General features: G+C 59.3%; 16 protein-coding genes. 6 read left to right on the top strand and 10 right to left on the bottom strand.

Annotated elements, in window-relative coordinates:
• Positions 1-38: 38 nt before the first annotated feature.
• The 3 genes from serS to OHL21_RS21795 are packed head-to-tail and all read left to right on the top strand — an operon-like array spanning position 39 to position 2,469.
• Positions 39-1,358, top strand: a complete 1,320-nt coding sequence (gene serS / locus OHL21_RS21805; protein WP_263419417.1) for a serine--tRNA ligase — start codon at positions 39-41, stop codon at positions 1,356-1,358.
• Positions 1,358-1,714, top strand: a complete 357-nt coding sequence (locus tag OHL21_RS21800; protein WP_263419416.1) for a hypothetical protein — start codon at positions 1,358-1,360, stop codon at positions 1,712-1,714. Before serS ends, OHL21_RS21800 begins: the two co-directional genes overlap by 1 nt.
• Before the next feature lie 59 nt (positions 1,715-1,773).
• Complete coding sequence (locus OHL21_RS21795) at positions 1,774-2,469, top strand: LolA family protein (protein ID WP_263419415.1); 696 nt, start codon at positions 1,774-1,776, stop codon at positions 2,467-2,469.
• A 225-nt stretch (positions 2,470-2,694) separates the two neighbouring features.
• Here the strand turns inward: OHL21_RS21795 and OHL21_RS21790 are convergent, their stop codons facing one another.
• The 4 genes from OHL21_RS21790 to OHL21_RS21775 form a co-directional block, all read right to left on the bottom strand.
• Entirely contained in the window at positions 2,695-3,489 is a 795-nt protein-coding gene (locus OHL21_RS21790) for an NIPSNAP family protein (RefSeq protein WP_263419414.1), read from the bottom strand.
• A 76-nt stretch (positions 3,490-3,565) separates the two neighbouring features.
• Positions 3,566-4,588: a ketol-acid reductoisomerase gene (gene ilvC / locus OHL21_RS21785; protein ID WP_263419413.1), complete on the bottom strand. Its 1,023-nt coding sequence runs from the start codon at positions 4,586-4,588 to the stop codon at positions 3,566-3,568.
• Positions 4,589-4,654: 66 nt separating this feature from the next.
• Positions 4,655-5,272 carry an acetolactate synthase small subunit gene (gene ilvN, locus OHL21_RS21780; RefSeq protein WP_263419412.1) on the bottom strand — a complete coding sequence of 206 codons (618 nt, stop codon included), beginning with the start codon at positions 5,270-5,272 and terminating at the stop codon, positions 4,655-4,657.
• Between the two features lie 17 nt (positions 5,273-5,289).
• Positions 5,290-5,811, bottom strand: coding sequence for a hypothetical protein (locus tag OHL21_RS21775; protein ID WP_263419411.1), 522 nt, complete (start codon positions 5,809-5,811; stop codon positions 5,290-5,292).
• 143 nt (positions 5,812-5,954) lie between these two features.
• Here OHL21_RS21775 and tnpA point away from each other — a divergent pair, with 143 nt between their 5' ends.
• A complete protein-coding gene (tnpA, locus tag OHL21_RS21770; protein ID WP_263419410.1) occupies positions 5,955-6,401 on the top strand; it encodes an IS200/IS605 family transposase in 447 nt (148 codons plus the stop codon).
• 182 nt (positions 6,402-6,583) lie between these two features.
• On the opposite strand, the gene ilvB is transcribed toward tnpA, so the two are convergent.
• The 6 genes from ilvB to OHL21_RS21740 form a co-directional block, all read right to left on the bottom strand.
• Complete coding sequence (gene ilvB / locus OHL21_RS21765) at positions 6,584-8,335, bottom strand: biosynthetic-type acetolactate synthase large subunit (RefSeq protein ID WP_263419409.1); 1,752 nt, start codon at positions 8,333-8,335, stop codon at positions 6,584-6,586.
• Between the two features lie 95 nt (positions 8,336-8,430).
• Positions 8,431-10,131 carry a dihydroxy-acid dehydratase gene (gene ilvD, locus OHL21_RS21760; RefSeq protein WP_263419408.1) on the bottom strand — a complete coding sequence of 567 codons (1,701 nt, stop codon included), beginning with the start codon at positions 10,129-10,131 and terminating at the stop codon, positions 8,431-8,433.
• 12 nt (positions 10,132-10,143) lie between these two features.
• Positions 10,144-10,776 carry a 3-isopropylmalate dehydratase small subunit gene (gene leuD / locus OHL21_RS21755; RefSeq protein WP_263419407.1) on the bottom strand — a complete coding sequence of 211 codons (633 nt, stop codon included), beginning with the start codon at positions 10,774-10,776 and terminating at the stop codon, positions 10,144-10,146.
• A complete protein-coding gene (leuC, locus tag OHL21_RS21750; RefSeq protein WP_263419406.1) occupies positions 10,776-12,200 on the bottom strand; it encodes a 3-isopropylmalate dehydratase large subunit in 1,425 nt (474 codons plus the stop codon). Before leuC ends, leuD begins: the two co-directional genes overlap by 1 nt.
• A 40-nt stretch (positions 12,201-12,240) precedes the next feature.
• Positions 12,241-13,317: a 3-isopropylmalate dehydrogenase gene (gene leuB, locus OHL21_RS21745; protein ID WP_263419405.1), complete on the bottom strand. Its 1,077-nt coding sequence runs from the start codon at positions 13,315-13,317 to the stop codon at positions 12,241-12,243.
• A 116-nt stretch (positions 13,318-13,433) separates the two neighbouring features.
• Complete coding sequence (locus OHL21_RS21740; RefSeq protein ID WP_263419404.1) at positions 13,434-14,615, bottom strand: 2-isopropylmalate synthase; 1,182 nt, start codon at positions 14,613-14,615, stop codon at positions 13,434-13,436.
• 112 nt (positions 14,616-14,727) lie between these two features.
• Between OHL21_RS21740 and OHL21_RS21735 the strand changes: the two genes are divergently transcribed.
• Positions 14,728-15,642, top strand: a complete 915-nt coding sequence (locus tag OHL21_RS21735) for a LysR family transcriptional regulator (protein ID WP_263419403.1) — start codon at positions 14,728-14,730, stop codon at positions 15,640-15,642.
• 98 nt (positions 15,643-15,740) lie between these two features.
• Positions 15,741-16,145: a hypothetical protein gene (locus tag OHL21_RS21730; RefSeq protein ID WP_263419402.1), complete on the top strand. Its 405-nt coding sequence runs from the start codon at positions 15,741-15,743 to the stop codon at positions 16,143-16,145.
• The last annotated feature ends 13 nt before the right edge of the window (positions 16,146-16,158 follow it).

Genomic DNA, 16,158 nt, shown 5'->3' with positions numbered 1-16,158 from the left:
GCAATCGGCCAGGCCGAACCGATAGAATAGAGACAATTATGTTGGATCTGGGATTTGTCCGGGCGAACCTGGACGTGGTTAAGGCAAAACTGCGCCTGCGCGGCATGGACCCTGAAGTGGCGCTGGGCGATTTCGCCACGTTGGACGCGGAGCGTCGCGCAGCCATTACCGAGGTGGAAAACCTGAAGGCGGAGCGTAATCGGCTCTCGGCCGAAGTCGCCATCATCAAGCGTGCCGGCGGCGACGCCGCGGCGGTGATGGAACAGACAAAGTCCTTAAAAGAAAAGATTGAGGGTCTGGAAGGCCGCGCCGCCGAACTGGATGCGGCCTTGCTGAAGACTCTGCAGGCAATTCCCAACCTGCCACAGGATGATGTGCCCGAGGGCGCCGACGAGCATGGCAACCTCCTGATCAAGACCTGGGGCGAGAAAGCCAGCTTCGACTTTGAGCCGAAGCCGCATTGGGAGATCGCCGAGGCTTTGGGCATCGTGGACTTCGAGCGTGCGGCCAAGATCTCCGGTGCGCGCATGGTCGTGCACTTCGGCCAGGGAGCTCGCCTGGAGCGTGCACTTGCCGCTTTCATGCTGGACCTGCACACCCGCGAGCATGGCTATATGGAGGTGCTGCCTCCGTTCATGGTGAACTCGCGCACCCTCTTCGGCACCGGACAGTTGCCGAAGTTTGCCGAAGATCTCTTCCACTGCGACGACAGCGGTCCTTATGAAGGCGACCTGAAGGATGGCGATCACTGGTTGATCCCGACCTCGGAGGTTCCGATTACGAATCTATATGCCGGTGAAACACTGGATGCCGGGCAGTTGCCGATCAGCTATACGGCCTATACACCATGCTTCCGCGCCGAGGCCGGATCGCACGGCCGCGACGTGCGCGGCATGATCCGCCAGCACCAGTTTCAGAAGGTGGAGTTGATCAAGTTCACCACACCGGAGACCTCGCCCGAAGAGCATGAGAAGCTGACCCGCAACGCCGAGACCGTGCTGGAGAGGCTTGGCCTGCCGTATCGGCGGATGCTGCTGTGTACCGGCGATATGGGCTTCAGCTCCTCGAAGACTTACGATCTTGAGGTCTGGCTGCCGGGACAGCAGACCTACCGCGAGATCAGCTCCTGCTCCAACTGCGGAGACTTCCAGGCACGCCGTGCGGGGATACGATATCGTCCCGCGGGTGCTAAGAAGGGCGAGCTGCTGCACACGTTGAACGGCAGCGGCCTGGCTGTGGGCCGGACGTACCTGGCGATCCTCGAAAACTACCAGCAGGCCGACGGCACCGTGCGTGTGCCTCCGGCTCTGGTGCCTTACATGAATGGCGAAACCGTCATCGGAAAGCAGGTACGCTGATGCGGCTCCTTCGTAACTACATCTTCTGGACTTATGAGCGGGGAAGCCTGCACTACGACATCATGGTCACGCTCATTCTGGCGTTCCTATTTATTTCGCCGCACTACATCGACTTCAAAGACCGTCCGCAGGATAGCCCGCTGGAGCCGACGCAGACACTGGTGCAGCAGGACGGCGCGGGGTATGTTTATACGCTTCGCCCTCAGGATATCCATCATGACACGGGCGATCTGGACGGCGATCTGCTGTACGCAGTCGTCCAATACGCCGGTCCTGTAACCATGGACAGGTATGAGGTCGTGAAAGACGCTCATGGCAAGGTAAGCCGGTACAAGGTCTGGGTCCATCGGCCCTAGCGTCGATGACCTTTCCCCGCTGTTTGCATCCAATCACTCTGAGGATTTGTTGAAAGCCTATGCGCTTTGCATTCGTTAAGTTCACTGCCACGGCCGCGCTGACATTGGCCGCGTTCTCTGCAAGACCGGCATCAGCCCAGAACACCGACGTACAAAAGATCGTGCAGCAGATGGACGCCGCCGCTGCGAAGTTCCAGTCCGCGACAGCCGATCTCCGCTGGGATAACTACGAGCGCGTGGTGCGTGAGACGACGACGCAGACCGGCATCATCTACTTTCAGAAAAAGGGCAACGCGACCGAGATGGGCGCAGTGATCCAGAAGCCTGCGAAGAAGGTGGTTGCGTATACCGGCGGACAACTCAAACTGTATGAGCCCAACATCGATCAACTCACGTTGATCGATACCAGTAAGAACCAGTCGCAGGTGGAAAGCTTCTTGACGCTGGGCTTCGGTGGCTCAGGAACAGCGCTGGAGAAGCAGTGGACCATTACGTCACAGGGCACGGAGACGATCGAAGGTGTCCAGACAGCAAAGCTGGATCTGGTCCCGAAGCAGGAGAGCGTAAAGAACACCTTTACGCACGCCGTCATCTGGGTTGATCCGGCTCGCGGCGTTTCCCTCAAGCAGCAGTTCTTTACGCCTTCGGGCGACCAGCGCATCAACTTCTACACGAATATCAAGATCAACGGAAAAGTCGATACCAAGGCCTTCGAGATCAAGACGACAAGCAAGACTACAGTGAAGCGGCCCTAGTGAAAGTCAGAAGAGACACAAGAAACCCCCGGCATCCAAGCCGGGGTTTTGCTTTTTGTCATTTCGCAGTGCAGCGGAGAAATCTGCCCTGCTTTTTCTTCGTTTCCCTCGCCGGGTGCCCCACCCTCGCAACGCTAGGGTGGGCAAGGGAGCCACGATAGTTCGGATTATCCTCACCCATCCTAGCCCGCGAGGATGGGGCGCCCGGGCGCGCAAGAACATTCTCTAAATCTGCGAGCAAGCCAACGGACTTAGATAAAGGTTGGTAATGTTGCTCACGATTTCCGGATCCGTATTCCCGGGACGGTGTGACAGCTCTTTCCATGCCGGATCAGAACCGAACTTCGACCAGTTGGCGGAAAGCGTCGGTAGATCGGGGAAGGTAAGCATGTAAGTGAGGTTGGGCAACAACGGCCCGGTGAGAGCACTGCCGAAGAAGACCGGAGCCAGGCCGGACCGGACGAAGATCTCGATCTCTCCGTTGTTGAACATCTCAATCTTCTTCAGATGGGCCGCATAACCGGGGCTCTCATAAGTACGGAGCTGGAAGATGCGTTTGCCTGGCTTCGGTGCCGTCAGCTTCGGCCAGCCGGTAAAGGCGGAGAAGATGGAGCTTTCTACACGGATAAAGGCGGGCGTTGCGGCAGGTGCATCCCAGAACCCTGCGGCAGCCTTGAGGAACTCGGCATCCTTCGCGAGCCGCTGGTCGACGGTGAGCAGTGTCTCGGCTGAGGTAGAAGGCAACAGCAGGTAGTACGTGGGTGTTTCCGGTCCGATATCGACCTTGAAGGCGCCGACGGGCGAAACTCCCAGGCGATTGAGTGCGGGAATCATCGCCTGTGCGAAGAAGTTTTCCGTCAGCTTCGGTCCTCCGCCGTTGCGGAGCGTGTACTTACGGAGTTCATAGAACTCCTGCGGCTGTGCGGACGGCTTCTCCTGCATCTCTGCCTCGCTGGATTTTAGGGTGATCGCTGTGGCCGCGCCTGCTGCCATAGAGCGGATGAACTGCCGCCTCTTCATGAATGGAAATCTCTCCTCGAGAGACATCCTATACAAACACGAAGGCCCCGGTCTTGGACCGGGGCCTTGTGGCTGATTACGCCTTGACGACGTTTCCGTCCTTGAGCTCGACTGGGTCGAGGAACGGCATGGACTTGCGCAGTTCCTTGCCAACCTTCTCGACCGGATGAGCTGCCTCTTCCTTGCGGATACGCTCGAAGCCCTTGCGACCGGTCTCGTTCTCTTCGATGAACTTCTTGGCGAAGGTTCCATCCTGGATGTCTTTCAGCAGTCCCTTCATGGCATCCTTCACGGCCGGGGTCACGATGCGCGGTCCGGCAACGTAGTCGCCCCACTCAGCGGTATCAGAGATGGAGTAGCGCATGTACTCAAGGCCGCCACGGTACATCAGGTCGACGATCAGCTTGAGCTCGTGCAGCACCTCGAAGTAGGCCAGCTCGGGCTGGTAGCCAGCCTCGGTCAGAACCTCAAAGCCCGCCTTGACCAGGGCAGCAGTACCGCCGCAGAGAACGGCCTGCTCGCCGAAGAGGTCGGTTTCGGTCTCTTCGGTGAAGGTGGTCTCAAGCACGCCGCCACGGGTGCAGCCGATGCCCTTGGCATAGCTCAGGGCCAGCTTCAGGGCGTTGCCGGTGGCATCCTGCTCCACGGCCACCAAGCCGGGAACACCACCGCCCTCGGTGAAGACCTCGCGGACGCGGTGGCCGGGGCCTTTAGGGGCAACCAGCGAGACGTCCACGTCGGCGGGAGGATTGATGGTGCGGAAGCGGATGTTGAAGCCGTGTGCGAACATCAGGGTCTTGCCGGCGGTGAGGCCCGGCTCAACCTCCTTGTAGACCTTGGCAGCCGTCTGGTCCGGAACCAGCAGCATGATCACATCAGCCCACTTGGCAGCTTCGGCTACCGGGAGCACTTCCAGGCCGGCGTTCTTCGCCTTGGCCTCGTTCGGGGAACCGGGACGAAGGCCAACCTTCACGTCCACACCGGAGTCCTTCAGGTTCAGCGCATGGGCGTGGCCCTGCGAGCCGTAGCCGATGATGGCGACTTTCTTCGCCTGGATAAGAGAGAGGTCTGCGTCGTGGTCGTGGTATGCCTTTGCCATTCTTCTTCCTTTTCGTGGTTACGTAGAAATTCTAGTGGAACCGGCCCCGGGTAGTCTTTTGGGCGGTTAAGCTTCTTCTTCCTCAAACTGGTTGGGGAGGTCGTCTTCTTCGGGTCGGACCGGATAAGCGACCGGTGTCTCCGCAGCCGTTTTGGTACCCAGCGCCTTCAGTACCTTGCTGGTGTGGTGTCCGCGGCGCATGGCCATGCGCCCGGTGCGTGAGACTTCCAGCACCTCATAGCTTGACTCACGCAATACCTGCAGCAGGCCCTCGATCTTCGAAGCAGAGCCGGTCATCTCCAGCATGATGGACTCGGGCGCCAGATCGACGACGCGGGCGCGAAAGACTTGCGCCAGCTCGAAGATCTGGGTACGCGAGTGAACGCCATGCGGCGAGTTAGGTCCTGCGCCTACCTTGATAAGGCAGAGCTCGCGAATCACGGCTTCGGCGCGTGAGACCTCATCGACCTCGCGCGTGACCTCGAGCTTATAGAGGGAAGCCCTGATGCGGTGAGCTGCGTTCTCGGCGCCTTCGCACACAATGGTCATGCGCGAGACACCGTCGCGCTCGCTCTCACCTACGGTGAGCGAGACGATATTCACCGAAAGGCGGCGAAAGAGGGAGGCCACGCGTGTCAGCACGCCGGGCTTGTCGTCAACAAGTGCAATAAAGGTATGCAGCATCTGATCTTCTTTCCTGGCTATTTCGTTGCGGTGTAGGGCGCGTCGGTGTCCCAGAGTTCGATCTCTTTGTCGCCGGAGGCATGCAGAACTCCACGGTCCCAGAGCTTGGATGGTAGCTCGGAGAGCGTGTAGTCACCAGCTGCGTGATAACTGCCACCACAAGGAGGTTCTCCTGGAGCATATTTTTCGGCGGCACACTTCTTGCCACGATAGATATGCGCACGGAAGTCATTGCCCTTCGGAGCCTTGATCTTCAGCGATGGCAGCGTATTTGAACGCGCGGCGTCACGGATTTGCCAGACCAGAGATTCGATCTCGTCATCTGTGGCATCTTCCTTCACGACGAGCGTGGCTGTGTCGTTATCGAAGTGAAACAGAGTGAACGACGGTGCAGGAACCGAGGGCCGGGCCGGGTAAGTGACGGCAGGTTTGGCCGGCTCCTTCGGAGCCGGCGCGGTTTTTGGTGCCGAATTACATCCCGCCAATCCAACGGCGAACAGAACAATCGAAGGCAGAAAATGAACGAGACTTCTGTTCATGCGATGCCTCCCATGATCAGTGATGATGCCATTCCTGCAAACGATATAGCGCCAAAGGCGCGTTCCATACCAGCCTGGGGCGTAGCCCCAGGTATAAGGCCCATTGCGTTTGAGGGCTGAAGGCCCGATCTATAATCGCCGCCATGCCCCAATCCCTCTCGTTTCTGTTGGTTCATGTGGTGTTTAGCACGAAAGATCGATACCCATTTCTGAATGAAACGATTCGGGGCCGGCTTCATGCTTACCTTGCAACGGTTGTCCGCAACGCCGGTTGCGAGTGCTACCGGGTTGGAGGCGTCGCCGATCATGTCCACTTGGCAATTTCTCTCTCGCGAACGAGCGATGTCGCCGGCTTGGTGGAAACGCTGAAGAGCTCTTCCTCGAAATGGCTGAAAGCCCAGTCGATTACAAAGTTTTCCTGGCAATGCGGCTACGGAGCGTTTTCCGTGGGTTTGTCGGATCGTGATGCTCTGCTGGAATACATCGATGCTCAGCCGGAACATCATAAGAAGGTTTCGTTTCAGGAGGAATTCCGTACTTTCCTGTCGAAGTATGGAATTGCTTTCGATGAGCGGTATATGTGGGATTGAAGGCTTTATGGATCGGGCCTTCAGCCCTTGGGAGTTCTTCGGCACATAACCTGGGGCTGCGCCCCAGGCTGGTATGGGGCGCGCCTTTGGCGCTTGTTCTTGCCGCGTCAAGTTGTCAAAACTCACCTGAGCATTCCACGCCTGCGTGAGAAATGTTGTTAGACGTTTCCGGATCCTCGCCATTAGTCCTCCGCCGTTTCGATCAGCGGGTTCGGGCGGCGCACCATCTCGTGCAGAGCGCTTCCGGGGGCAATCATCGGGTACACGCCATCTTCCTTCTCAACCGCGAAGTTGATCAGGAACGGAGTAGAGCCGGTGCGGGCCTTGGTGACGATCGGCGTGACTTCCTTGCGCTGCGTAATATGCGCGGCGGGAATGCCGTGCGCATCGGCCAGCTTGACGAAGTCCGGTGACAGGATTGGCGAGCAGGAGTAGTTCTTGTCGTAGAAGGCCTCCTGCCACTGGCGCACCATGCCAAGGAATCCGTTGTTGATAACGGCAATGTTGATGTGCAGCTTCTCCTGCACGATGGTCGAAAGCTCAGCCGCCGTCATCTGGAAGCCACCATCACCGGCGATCACCCATACATCCTTCTCAGGGGCAGCCATTTTGGCGCCGATGGCTGCAGGCAACGCGAAGCCCATTGTGCCAAGGCCGCCGCTGGTGACCAGGGTGCGAGGAGCGTTGTGGCGGAAGTACTGCGCCTCCCACATCTGATGCTGACCTACATCCGTAACGATGATGGTCTCGGTCTCGCGGCCCGCGGCTACGGCTTCGCGCCAGATGTCGTGGATAACGTGCGCGGCGTAGAGGTGGCCGTTGTCGGGCAGGTTGACGATATCGCGTACTGCGGCCTGGCCCTTGCTGGCATTGATCTGCTTCAGCCATGCCGCATCGTTGGAGGCAGGCAGCATGGGCAGCAGCGTCTGCAATACCTCGCGCAGATCGCCGATCAGGGCAACGTCGACCTTGACGTTCTTGTTGATCTCCGACGGATCGATCTCGATATGGATCTTCTTCGCGTTCTGCGCGTAGCTGGCCAGGTTGCCGGTAACGCGGTCATCGAAACGCATACCGAAGGCGAGAAGAAGGTCGGCTTCCTGAATAGCGTTGTTCACCCAGGACTCACCGTGCATGCCCATCATGCCCAGCGATAGCGGATGCGAAGCAGGGAAACTGCCCAAGCCCAGCAGCGTGCTGGCTACAGGGATGTGCATGCGCTCCGCGAAGGCGATCACTTCTGCTTCCGCTCCGGACTGATTGATGCCATGGCCGGCGAGGATAATGGGCTTCTTCGCATTCTTGATAAGTTCAATTGCCTGCAGAATGGCGCCGGACTCGGCGCGAAGCATCGGGTGCGGACGTGCCGGTGGAGGCGCCGCGTCTTCGAAGTTGAAGATGCAGGAGGCCTGCTGTGCATCTTTGGTGATATCAACCAGAACCGGTCCGGGGCGTCCATCCTGTGCGATCTGGAAGGCAAGGCGAACCGTGGGGGCGATATCTTCAGCGCGCGTCACCAGGAAGTTGTGCTTGGTGATCGGCAGCGTGATGCCGGTGATGTCGACTTCCTGGAAGGCATCTGATCCCAATACCTTCGAGGAGACCTGGCCAGTGATGGCGACCATCGGAATGGAGTCGAGCATCGCGGTCGCGAGACCAGTAACAAGGTTGGTGGCGCCGGGGCCAGACGTAGCCATACAGACACCAACCTTGCCGGAGGCACGGGCATAGCCATCAGCCATATGCGAGGCGCCCTGTTCGTGGCGGACCAGAACGTGATGAATAGGGAACTTGCGCAGAGCGTCGTAGATGGGGAGGATAGCGCCGCCAGGATAGCCGAATACCGTGGATACACCCTCGCCTACCAGGGTGGCCCATAGAATTTCGGAGCCGGTGAGCGTGGTGTTACGGATGGCATCGATGGTGTCGGTCATATATTCCTCCTTACAGCGATAGTGCATTCAACGGTTGAAACAACAGTTACGGGTAGGCTCGGCTGCCCCAGACAGAGACAGCCGAGAAGAAACGCTTAGCTGGTTACCGCTCCAACGCTCGCGCTGGAGACTGAATTGGCGTACTTCGCAAAGACGCCGCGCTTGTACCGCGGCTCAGGCGCCTTGAACTCCTTCAACCGAGCCGCCAGCTCTTCGTCACTGATCTCAAGCGTGAGCTTGCGGTTCGGGATATCGAAGGTGATCAGATCGCCCTCACGAACTGCCGCGATCGGTCCACCGAGTTGCGCCTCAGGGGCAACGTGGCCGGCCATCAGACCGCGAGTTGCGCCGGAGAAACGTCCATCGGTGAGCAGGGCAACTGTCTCCGAAAGCTCCGGAATGCCTTTGATGGCGGCGGTGACGGCCAGCATCTCCCGCATGCCCGGACCACCCTTCGGTCCTTCGTAGCGAATGACGCAGACATCGTTTGGCTTGATCTCTCCGGCCTCAACCGCGGCGAAGCACAGGTCTTCCGAGTTGAAGACGCGCGCCGGACCCTGGTGATAGATACGTTCATGGCCGGCGACCTTGATGACGCAGCCTTCGGGTGCAAGGTTGCCCTTCAGGATCACGAGACCACCAGTCTTCTTCAGCGGCTTGTCAACCGGATAGATCACAGGCTGGCCCGGAGTCTCAACAGCATCCTTTGATTCTTCCGCGAGGGTCTTGCCGGTGACCGTGATGGTGTCGCCCTTGATCAGGCCGGCGTCGAGCAGACGCTTGGCCAGCACACGAGATCCGCCCGCATCCTGGTAGTCCTTTGCAGCGTACTTACCGCCCGGCGACATATCGCAGATATGCGGTGTGCGCTCGCTGATGCGGTCGAAGTCCTCCATCGAGATGGGAATCTTCAGCTCGTGCGCGATAGCGATCAGGTGAAGTACCGCATTCGTCGATCCACCGGAAGCGGCGACTGCGGCTATGGCGTCCTCGATGGACTGCTTAGTAAGGATCTGCGAGGGCTTGATACCAGCTTCGGCCAGCTTCATCATCAGCTTGCCTGCCTCGCGGGAGGCGTGAGCCTTCTCCGCCGACATAGCTGGCACTCCGGTCAACTGAATCGGCGAGATGCCGAGGAACTCACCGGCCATCGCCATGGTGTTAGCCGTGAACTGTCCACCGCAGGCGCCGGGGCCGGGACAGGCTGCGGCTTCTACTGCTTCGAGCTGGTCGTCATTGATCTTGCCGGCAGCGTGCGAGCCGATCGCCTCAAAGACGCTGAGGATGGTGATCTCTTTCGTGGAACCGTCGGCCTGTGGCAGCTTGCCTGGCATGATTGATCCGCCGTAGAGCATCATGCCGGGGATATCGAGACGCGCCAGCGCCATGATGGCGGCAGGCATGTTCTTGTCGCAGCCTGCGATACAGACCAGGCCGTCAAAGCTGTTACCACGCGCTACCAGCTCGATGGAGTCGGCAATGACCTCGCGCGAGATGAGCGAGGCCTTCATGCCTTCTGTGCCCATGGTGATTCCGTCGGAGATGGTGACGGTGTTGAACTCCATCGGCGTGCCGCCGGCCTCGCGGATGCCCTGCTTCACGGCCTCGGCTACCTGGCGGAGGTGGAAGTTGCAGGGCCCGATCTCAGTCCAGGTATTGGCGATACCGATGATGGGCTTATGCAGGTCCTCTTTGCTGAAGCCCACGCCGCGCAGATACGAACGAGCTGCGGCACGGCTGGGACCTTCGGTCAGAACGACGGAATTCTTCTTTGCGGGGCTGAGTTTCTCGCTCACAATCTTCCTTCTTTACGCGGTTGCGGTCTTGGGTGCAGACCAGAATTCGTTGTCGTGTTTCGCTTCGAACTTGTCCAGCGCGGCAGAGTGACGCAGCGTCAGGCCGATGTCGTCCAGTCCGTTCAAGAGACATTCTTTGCGGAAGGGATCGATCTCGAAGCTCGCCTTGAATCCCTGCGCATCGGTGACCGTCTGCGCTTCGAGATCGACCGTGATCTCATAGCCGGGCGTCTGTGCGCGCTGCATCAGCGTGCTGACCTCATCGTCCGTAAGGCGCGCCAGCACAATGCCGTTCTTGCCTGCATTCGAGAAGAAGATGTCAGCGAAGGTCGGCGCAATCACGGCGCGGAAGCCATAGTCGCTTAGTGCCCAGGCGGCGTGCTCGCGTGAGCTGCCACAGCCAAAGTTCTTGTCGGCGAGCAGAATCTCCGCGCCCTTGTACTGTGGTGCATTCATTACGAACTCAGGATTCGGAGTGACCGAGTCGGGGACGTCGAGCTTGTAGCGCCAGTCGAAGAACAGGAACTCGCCGTATCCCGTACGCTCAATGCGCTTCAGGAACTGCTTGGGAATGATCTGGTCGGTATCGACGTTCGCGCGGTCCAAAGGTACGGCGATGGAAGTGAGCTTGGTAAAGGGCTGCATTAGTTCTTGCCTCCGTTGTTCGGCCAGTTGCGCACATCCGTGAAGTGACCGGCAATCGCCGCTGCTGCCGCCATCTGTGGCGAGACCAGGTGCGTGCGTCCGCCACGGCCCTGGCGGCCTTCGAAGTTGCGGTTCGAGGTCGAAGCGCAGCGCTCGCCCGGCGACAGAATGTCAGGGTTCATGCCCAGGCACATGGAGCAGCCTGGTTCGCGCCACTCAAAGCCTGCATCCTTGAAGATCTTGTCCAGACCCTCTCCCTCAGCCTGCTTCTTTACGGCCTGCGAGCCGGGAACCACCATCGCGGAGACAGTCGCGGCAACATGACGGCCCTTTACGATCTCGGCGGCGGCACGCAGGTCTTCAATACGGCCGTTGGTGCAGGATCCCAGGAAGACGCGGTCAATGGCGATCTGCTCGATCGGTGTGCCGGCCTTCAGGCCCATGTACTCCAGCGCCCGTTCGTAGCCCTTGCGGTCGATCTCGTTGGTTGCATCGTCCGGAGAAGGAACCTTGCCCTCAATGCTGGTCACCATGCCCGGCGAGGTGCCCCAGCTTACCGTCGGTGTAATCTCAGCGGCGTTGATGTGCAGCTCGCGATCGAAAACAGCGCCTTCGTCCGACGGCAACGACTTCCAGTGAGCCACAGCTTCATCCCACGCCTTGCCTTTCGGCGAGAAACGGCGGCCCATCAGATAAGCAAAGGTGGTCTCGTCAGGAGCGATCATGCCGGCGCGTGCACCGGCCTCGATGCTCATGTTGCAGACGGTCATGCGGCCTTCCATCGAGAGTGCCCGAATGGCAGAGCCCGCATATTCGACCGCATAACCGGTTGCACCGTCTGTGCCGATGATGCCGATGATGTGAAGAATGATGTCCTTTGCCGTCACGCCGTAGGGAAGCGTGCCATCGACGGTAATGCGGAAGGTCTTCGGCTTCGACTGTGGCAGCGTCTGGGTGGCCATCACGTGTTCTACCTCGGAGGTTCCGATACCGAATGCCAGCGCGCCAAAGGCGCCGTGGGTCGAGGTGTGCGAGTCGCCGCAGACGATGGTCATGCCCGGCTTGGTCGCGCCCAGCTCCGGCCCGATCATGTGCACAATCCCTTGCGAGGCGTCCTGCACGTCGAAGAACTCGATGCCGAACTCCTTGCAGTTCTTGCGCAGCGCATTCACCTGCGCGGCCGAGGTCTGGTCGATGATGTGCAACCGATCCTCCGCTGAGGTGGTCGGTACATTGTGATCAACCGTGGCGATGTGACGGTCAGGACGGCGCAGCTTGCGGCCGGTCATACGCAAACCGTCAAACGCCTGCGGTGAGGTAACCTCGTGCACGAGCTGCAGATCGATATAGATCAGCGGTGGCTCACCTTCCGGTGAGGCGACGAGGTGGTTGTTCCAGACTTTCTCAAACATCGTTTGCGGCATTGCGAGTTCCTCGTAAAAACAGATCCCCTGTGGGATGAAACTAAAGTTTGATGGCGTCGAGTACGGCCTTACCCATCTCTCCGGTCGATACCTTCTTCTGTCCGGCATGATCGCCACGCGCGATATCGGCAGTGCGGTAACCGGCTGTAAGAACTTCCTGCACCGCAGCTTCCACCGCAGCAGCTTCCTGTTCCAGCTTGGCCGAATGACGCAGCACCATCGCTGCGGTCAGAATCGCGCCCAGCGGATTGGCGATACCCTTACCCGCGATATCCGGAGCCGATCCATGGACCGGTTCGTACAGATTGACCTTGCCGCCAAGCGTCGCAGAGGGCAGCATACCCAGCGAACCGGTGATGACACCGCACTCATCGGAGAGAATGTCGCCGAAGAGATTCTCGGTGAGCACGACGTCGAAGCTGCGCGGTGTGTTCATCAGATGCATCGCCATCGAATCGACAAGCTGATGCTCCAGGGTGACATCCGGATAGTCCTTTGCAACCTCGGTAACAACGGCACGCCAAAGCTGTGAGACTTCAAGAACGTTGGCCTTATCGACGGAGGTGACCTTCTTGCGGCGCTTCTGCGCCAACTCAAATGCGATCTTCGCGACGCGGATTACTTCGGCCTCGCTGTAGACCATGGTGTTGTGCGCCAGCTTCTTTTCCTTATCCCACCAACGCGGCTCACCGAAGTAGAGACCGCCCAGTAGTTCGCGAACGAAGAGGATGTCCGTGCCTTCCGTCACCTCGGCACGCAACGGAGAGTTGTCTGCCAGCGGCTTGTAAGCAACAGAGGGACGAAGGTTGGCGTAGCCGCCCAGCTCCGCGCGAATCTTCAGCAGACCAGCTTCAGGGCGCTGGCTCGGCGGATAGCTATTGAATTTGTTGTGCCCTACGGCGCCCAGCAGAGCTGCATCGCACTTAAGTGTTGCCGCGAGCGTCGCTTCCGGCAGAGGCAAACCGTCGGCATCGATGGCCACGCCGCCGATACGCAAATCCTGATAGGTGAAGGTGTGGCCGCCATGTTTCGCCACAGCGTTCAGTACGTTTAGGGCTTCGTTCGTAACTTCAGGGCCGATGCCGTCGCCGGCCAGGACTGCAATCTTGAGGTTCATTCGTTCCTTTGACACTTTCGTAGTCTCCGGACCCACCCTTACGTTGCGAGGGTGAGGCGCCCGGCGGTTCAAGATTCATGAAGCGGCTCTTGCCGCTCCGTTACGGAATGACAGGGTTATACCGCCGGCGCGGACTCCGCTTCGAGCAGCGCCACGATGTCCTGGTCGTAGATCGATTTCTTGCGGTCCGCCAGCGCCGTGAACCGGTGATAGATCTCGTCGATCTGCTCGCGGTTGAAGTTATAGCCCAGCTCTTTCAGCTTCTGCTCCAGGCCGCGGCGGCCGCTGTGCTTGCCCAGCACAATGGTGTTCGCCACAACTCCGAAGGAAGCCGGTGTCATGATCTCGTACGTCAGCGGATTAGCCAGGACGCCATGCTGGTGAATGCCGCTGGCATGGGCGAAGGCATTCTTGCCCACGATCGCCTTGTTGGGCGAGGGCGCGAAGCTGATGATCTGGTCCAGCGCCTTGCTGGTGGCGCCGATCTGCTTCAGGTCGATACCGGAGGTGAACGGGTACTGGTCCTTACGCACGGAGAGAATAGCGGCCACCTCTTCCAGAGAGGCGTTGCCGGCACGTTCGCCAATGCCATGCATCGAGACCTCTACCTGGCGTGCACCGCCCAGGATGCCGCTCAGGGTGTTGATGGTCGCCAGACCCAGATCGTCGTGGCAATGCGTGGAGAAGATCACCTGCCCGCTATTGGGCACGCGGGCGCGAACCGTCTCAAACATCGTCTGATACTCGGACGGTGTCGAGTAGCCTACCGTGTCCGGAAGATTAATGGTCGTGGCGCCCGCCTGGATGGCAATCTCCACCATCTCGCACAGGAAGTCTATGTCGGAACGCGTCGCATCTTCGGCGGAGAACTCAACGTCCTCGCAGTGCGACTTGGCCAGAGCCACCATCTCACCTGTCTGGTCCAGAGCCTGCTGGCGGCTGATGCGGAGCTTCACTTCCAGATGAAGATCGGAAGAAGCAAGAAACGTATGAATTCTGTTCCGCGCCGCGGGGGCAACGGCACGGGCAACCGCCTCAATATCTTCGCGTTTGCAGCGGGCCAGACCAGCGATACGAGGGCTTTTACCGTCGCGGCCAACCTCGCGCGCAATCGAGTGCACGGACTCGAAGTCACCGTCGGAGGCGATGGGGAAACCGGCTTCAATGATGTCCACGCCCAGCAGAGCTAGCTGATGTGCGAACCGAAGCTTCTCATCATGGTGCATCGTGCATCCCGGCGACTGTTCGCCGTCACGCAGCGTGGTATCGAAAAAGAGAACACGATCGTTGGTCGACATACTTGGCCTTACACCTCTGCTTCCGGTTATGATAAACCCCACTTATCGAGCGAGTTTGGTCGATTAGTACTTCTAATACCCCAATAAGCGAGCCGCCGTGGACCTCTTTCAGATGGAAACCTTCCTCGCCGTTGCCGAGGAGAAAAGCTTCTCTCGTGCCGCACTTCGCCTTCACCGCACCCAGCCGGCGGTAAGCCAGGTGATCGGCAAGCTGGAGGCGGAGTTGGGCGAGTCGCTCTTTGAGCGCCAGACCGGTTCACTGACCGACGCCGGCGAGGTGCTGCGCGAATACGCCGTCAAGCTCGTCAATCTCCGCGACGAGGCGGGTTCGGCATTGAAGGAGCTTCGTTCGCTGCATCGCGGCCGTTTGCTGCTGGCGGCGAATGAGTACACCTGTCTCTGCCTGCTTCCGCTCATCCACGAGTACACCCGGCGCCATCCAAATGTAAAGGTTGAGGTTCAACGCTCGCTGGCCAGCCGTATCGGAGACGATGTGCTGGCCAACTCGGTCGAACTTGGGGTTCTGAGTTTTCAGCCCTCCGACCCCCAACTCCGGTCCGTAGTGATCTTCCGGGATGAGCTGGTCTGCGTGGTCAGCCCGAATCATCCGCTCGCGCGAACCGGAACGGCGAGCGTGAAGGAGCTCGGCCGCGAGCGTTTTGTTGCGCACAATATTGCTTCGCCACAGCGGCAGCGTGTCTTTCAGGCGTTTGCCCAGCACCGGACGAAGCTTCCCATTTGGGTCGAGCTTCCATCATTGGATGCGATCAAGCGATTTGTGGCGATGGGCAATGGGGTGGCGTTATCTCCCAAGCTAACCGTCGCTTCCGAGTTGAGAACGGGGGCCCTGATAGAGGTAAAGGCTCGCGAGCTGAACTTCGAGCGCAAGCTCCGCGTGGTGTATCGCAAACAAACCGCTCTGTCCCATACCGCACGTGCGTTTTTGAAGATCGCGGAAGAGTATGCGGTACAGCAGGGTGATCCGTATTACTTCCAGGCCGAGCGTGTCTCCCGGGCTGGAAATTAATCGTTCAAGGCGGAGACAATTCGCAGGGCTCAAACGTTTCCACTGTGGGCGCGTTCTCTGACGGGGACGCGCCGATGCAGGTCAAAGGGGTAACGTCCATGAACCTGAAACAAATTGTGATGCGGGCGGCGATTCTGGCTGCCTGTACTGTGGGTCCAGCCACGCTCAGCGCACACGCGCAGGGAATGGGGGGCGGTATGGGCCAGATGACTCCCGAGCAGCGTAGCGCCCGGCAGCTCGATATGATGAAAACCCGGTTGAACCTGTCCGAAGACCAAACAGCTAAGGTCAAGGACTTTATGGCCGAACGCGACAAGAAGATGGCGGATCTGCGTTCGAGCGGCGGCGACATGGAGACCATGCGCCCGAAGATGATGGAGATCCAGAAGGATTACTCCGACAAGGTCAAAGGCATTCTGACCGACGACCAGAAGAAGACCTACGAAGAGATGCAGTCGCAGATGCGTGGCGGCGGACGTCCCGGCCCACCGCCTCAGCAATAAAACCTTCCTCATA

This window comes from Terriglobus albidus, from assembly GCF_025685425.1.
Lineage (GTDB): Bacteria > Acidobacteriota > Terriglobia > Terriglobales > Acidobacteriaceae > Terriglobus > Terriglobus albidus.
The sequence above is the reverse complement of the archived record's forward strand: the minus strand, read 5'-3'. Positions and strand labels throughout refer to the sequence as shown.

What these genes read in the sequence shown, in the direction of transcription:
- ilvB (WP_263419409.1), bottom strand. Translation starts at nt 8,335, where the DNA reads ATGACCGACACCATCGATGCCATCCGTAACACCACGCTCACCGGCTCC.
- serS (WP_263419417.1), top strand. Translation starts at nt 39, where the DNA reads ATGTTGGATCTGGGATTTGTCCGGGCGAACCTGGACGTGGTTAAGGCA.
- leuD (WP_263419407.1), bottom strand. Translation starts at nt 10,776, where the DNA reads ATGCAGCCCTTTACCAAGCTCACTTCCATCGCCGTACCTTTGGACCGC.
- leuC (WP_263419406.1), bottom strand. Translation starts at nt 12,200, where the DNA reads ATGCCGCAAACGATGTTTGAGAAAGTCTGGAACAACCACCTCGTCGCC.
- OHL21_RS21790 (WP_263419414.1), bottom strand. Translation starts at nt 3,489, where the DNA reads ATGAAGAGGCGGCAGTTCATCCGCTCTATGGCAGCAGGCGCGGCCACA.
- ilvN (WP_263419412.1), bottom strand. Translation starts at nt 5,272, where the DNA reads ATGCTGCATACCTTTATTGCACTTGTTGACGACAAGCCCGGCGTGCTG.
- leuB (WP_263419405.1), bottom strand. Translation starts at nt 13,317, where the DNA reads ATGAACCTCAAGATTGCAGTCCTGGCCGGCGACGGCATCGGCCCTGAA.
- OHL21_RS21740 (WP_263419404.1), bottom strand. Translation starts at nt 14,615, where the DNA reads ATGTCGACCAACGATCGTGTTCTCTTTTTCGATACCACGCTGCGTGAC.
- OHL21_RS21775 (WP_263419411.1), bottom strand. Translation starts at nt 5,811, where the DNA reads ATGAACAGAAGTCTCGTTCATTTTCTGCCTTCGATTGTTCTGTTCGCC.
- OHL21_RS21800 (WP_263419416.1), top strand. Translation starts at nt 1,358, where the DNA reads ATGCGGCTCCTTCGTAACTACATCTTCTGGACTTATGAGCGGGGAAGC.
- OHL21_RS21730 (WP_263419402.1), top strand. Translation starts at nt 15,741, where the DNA reads ATGAACCTGAAACAAATTGTGATGCGGGCGGCGATTCTGGCTGCCTGT.
- OHL21_RS21735 (WP_263419403.1), top strand. Translation starts at nt 14,728, where the DNA reads ATGGAAACCTTCCTCGCCGTTGCCGAGGAGAAAAGCTTCTCTCGTGCC.
- ilvC (WP_263419413.1), bottom strand. Translation starts at nt 4,588, where the DNA reads ATGGCAAAGGCATACCACGACCACGACGCAGACCTCTCTCTTATCCAG.
- tnpA (WP_263419410.1), top strand. Translation starts at nt 5,955, where the DNA reads ATGCCCCAATCCCTCTCGTTTCTGTTGGTTCATGTGGTGTTTAGCACG.
- OHL21_RS21795 (WP_263419415.1), top strand. Translation starts at nt 1,774, where the DNA reads ATGCGCTTTGCATTCGTTAAGTTCACTGCCACGGCCGCGCTGACATTG.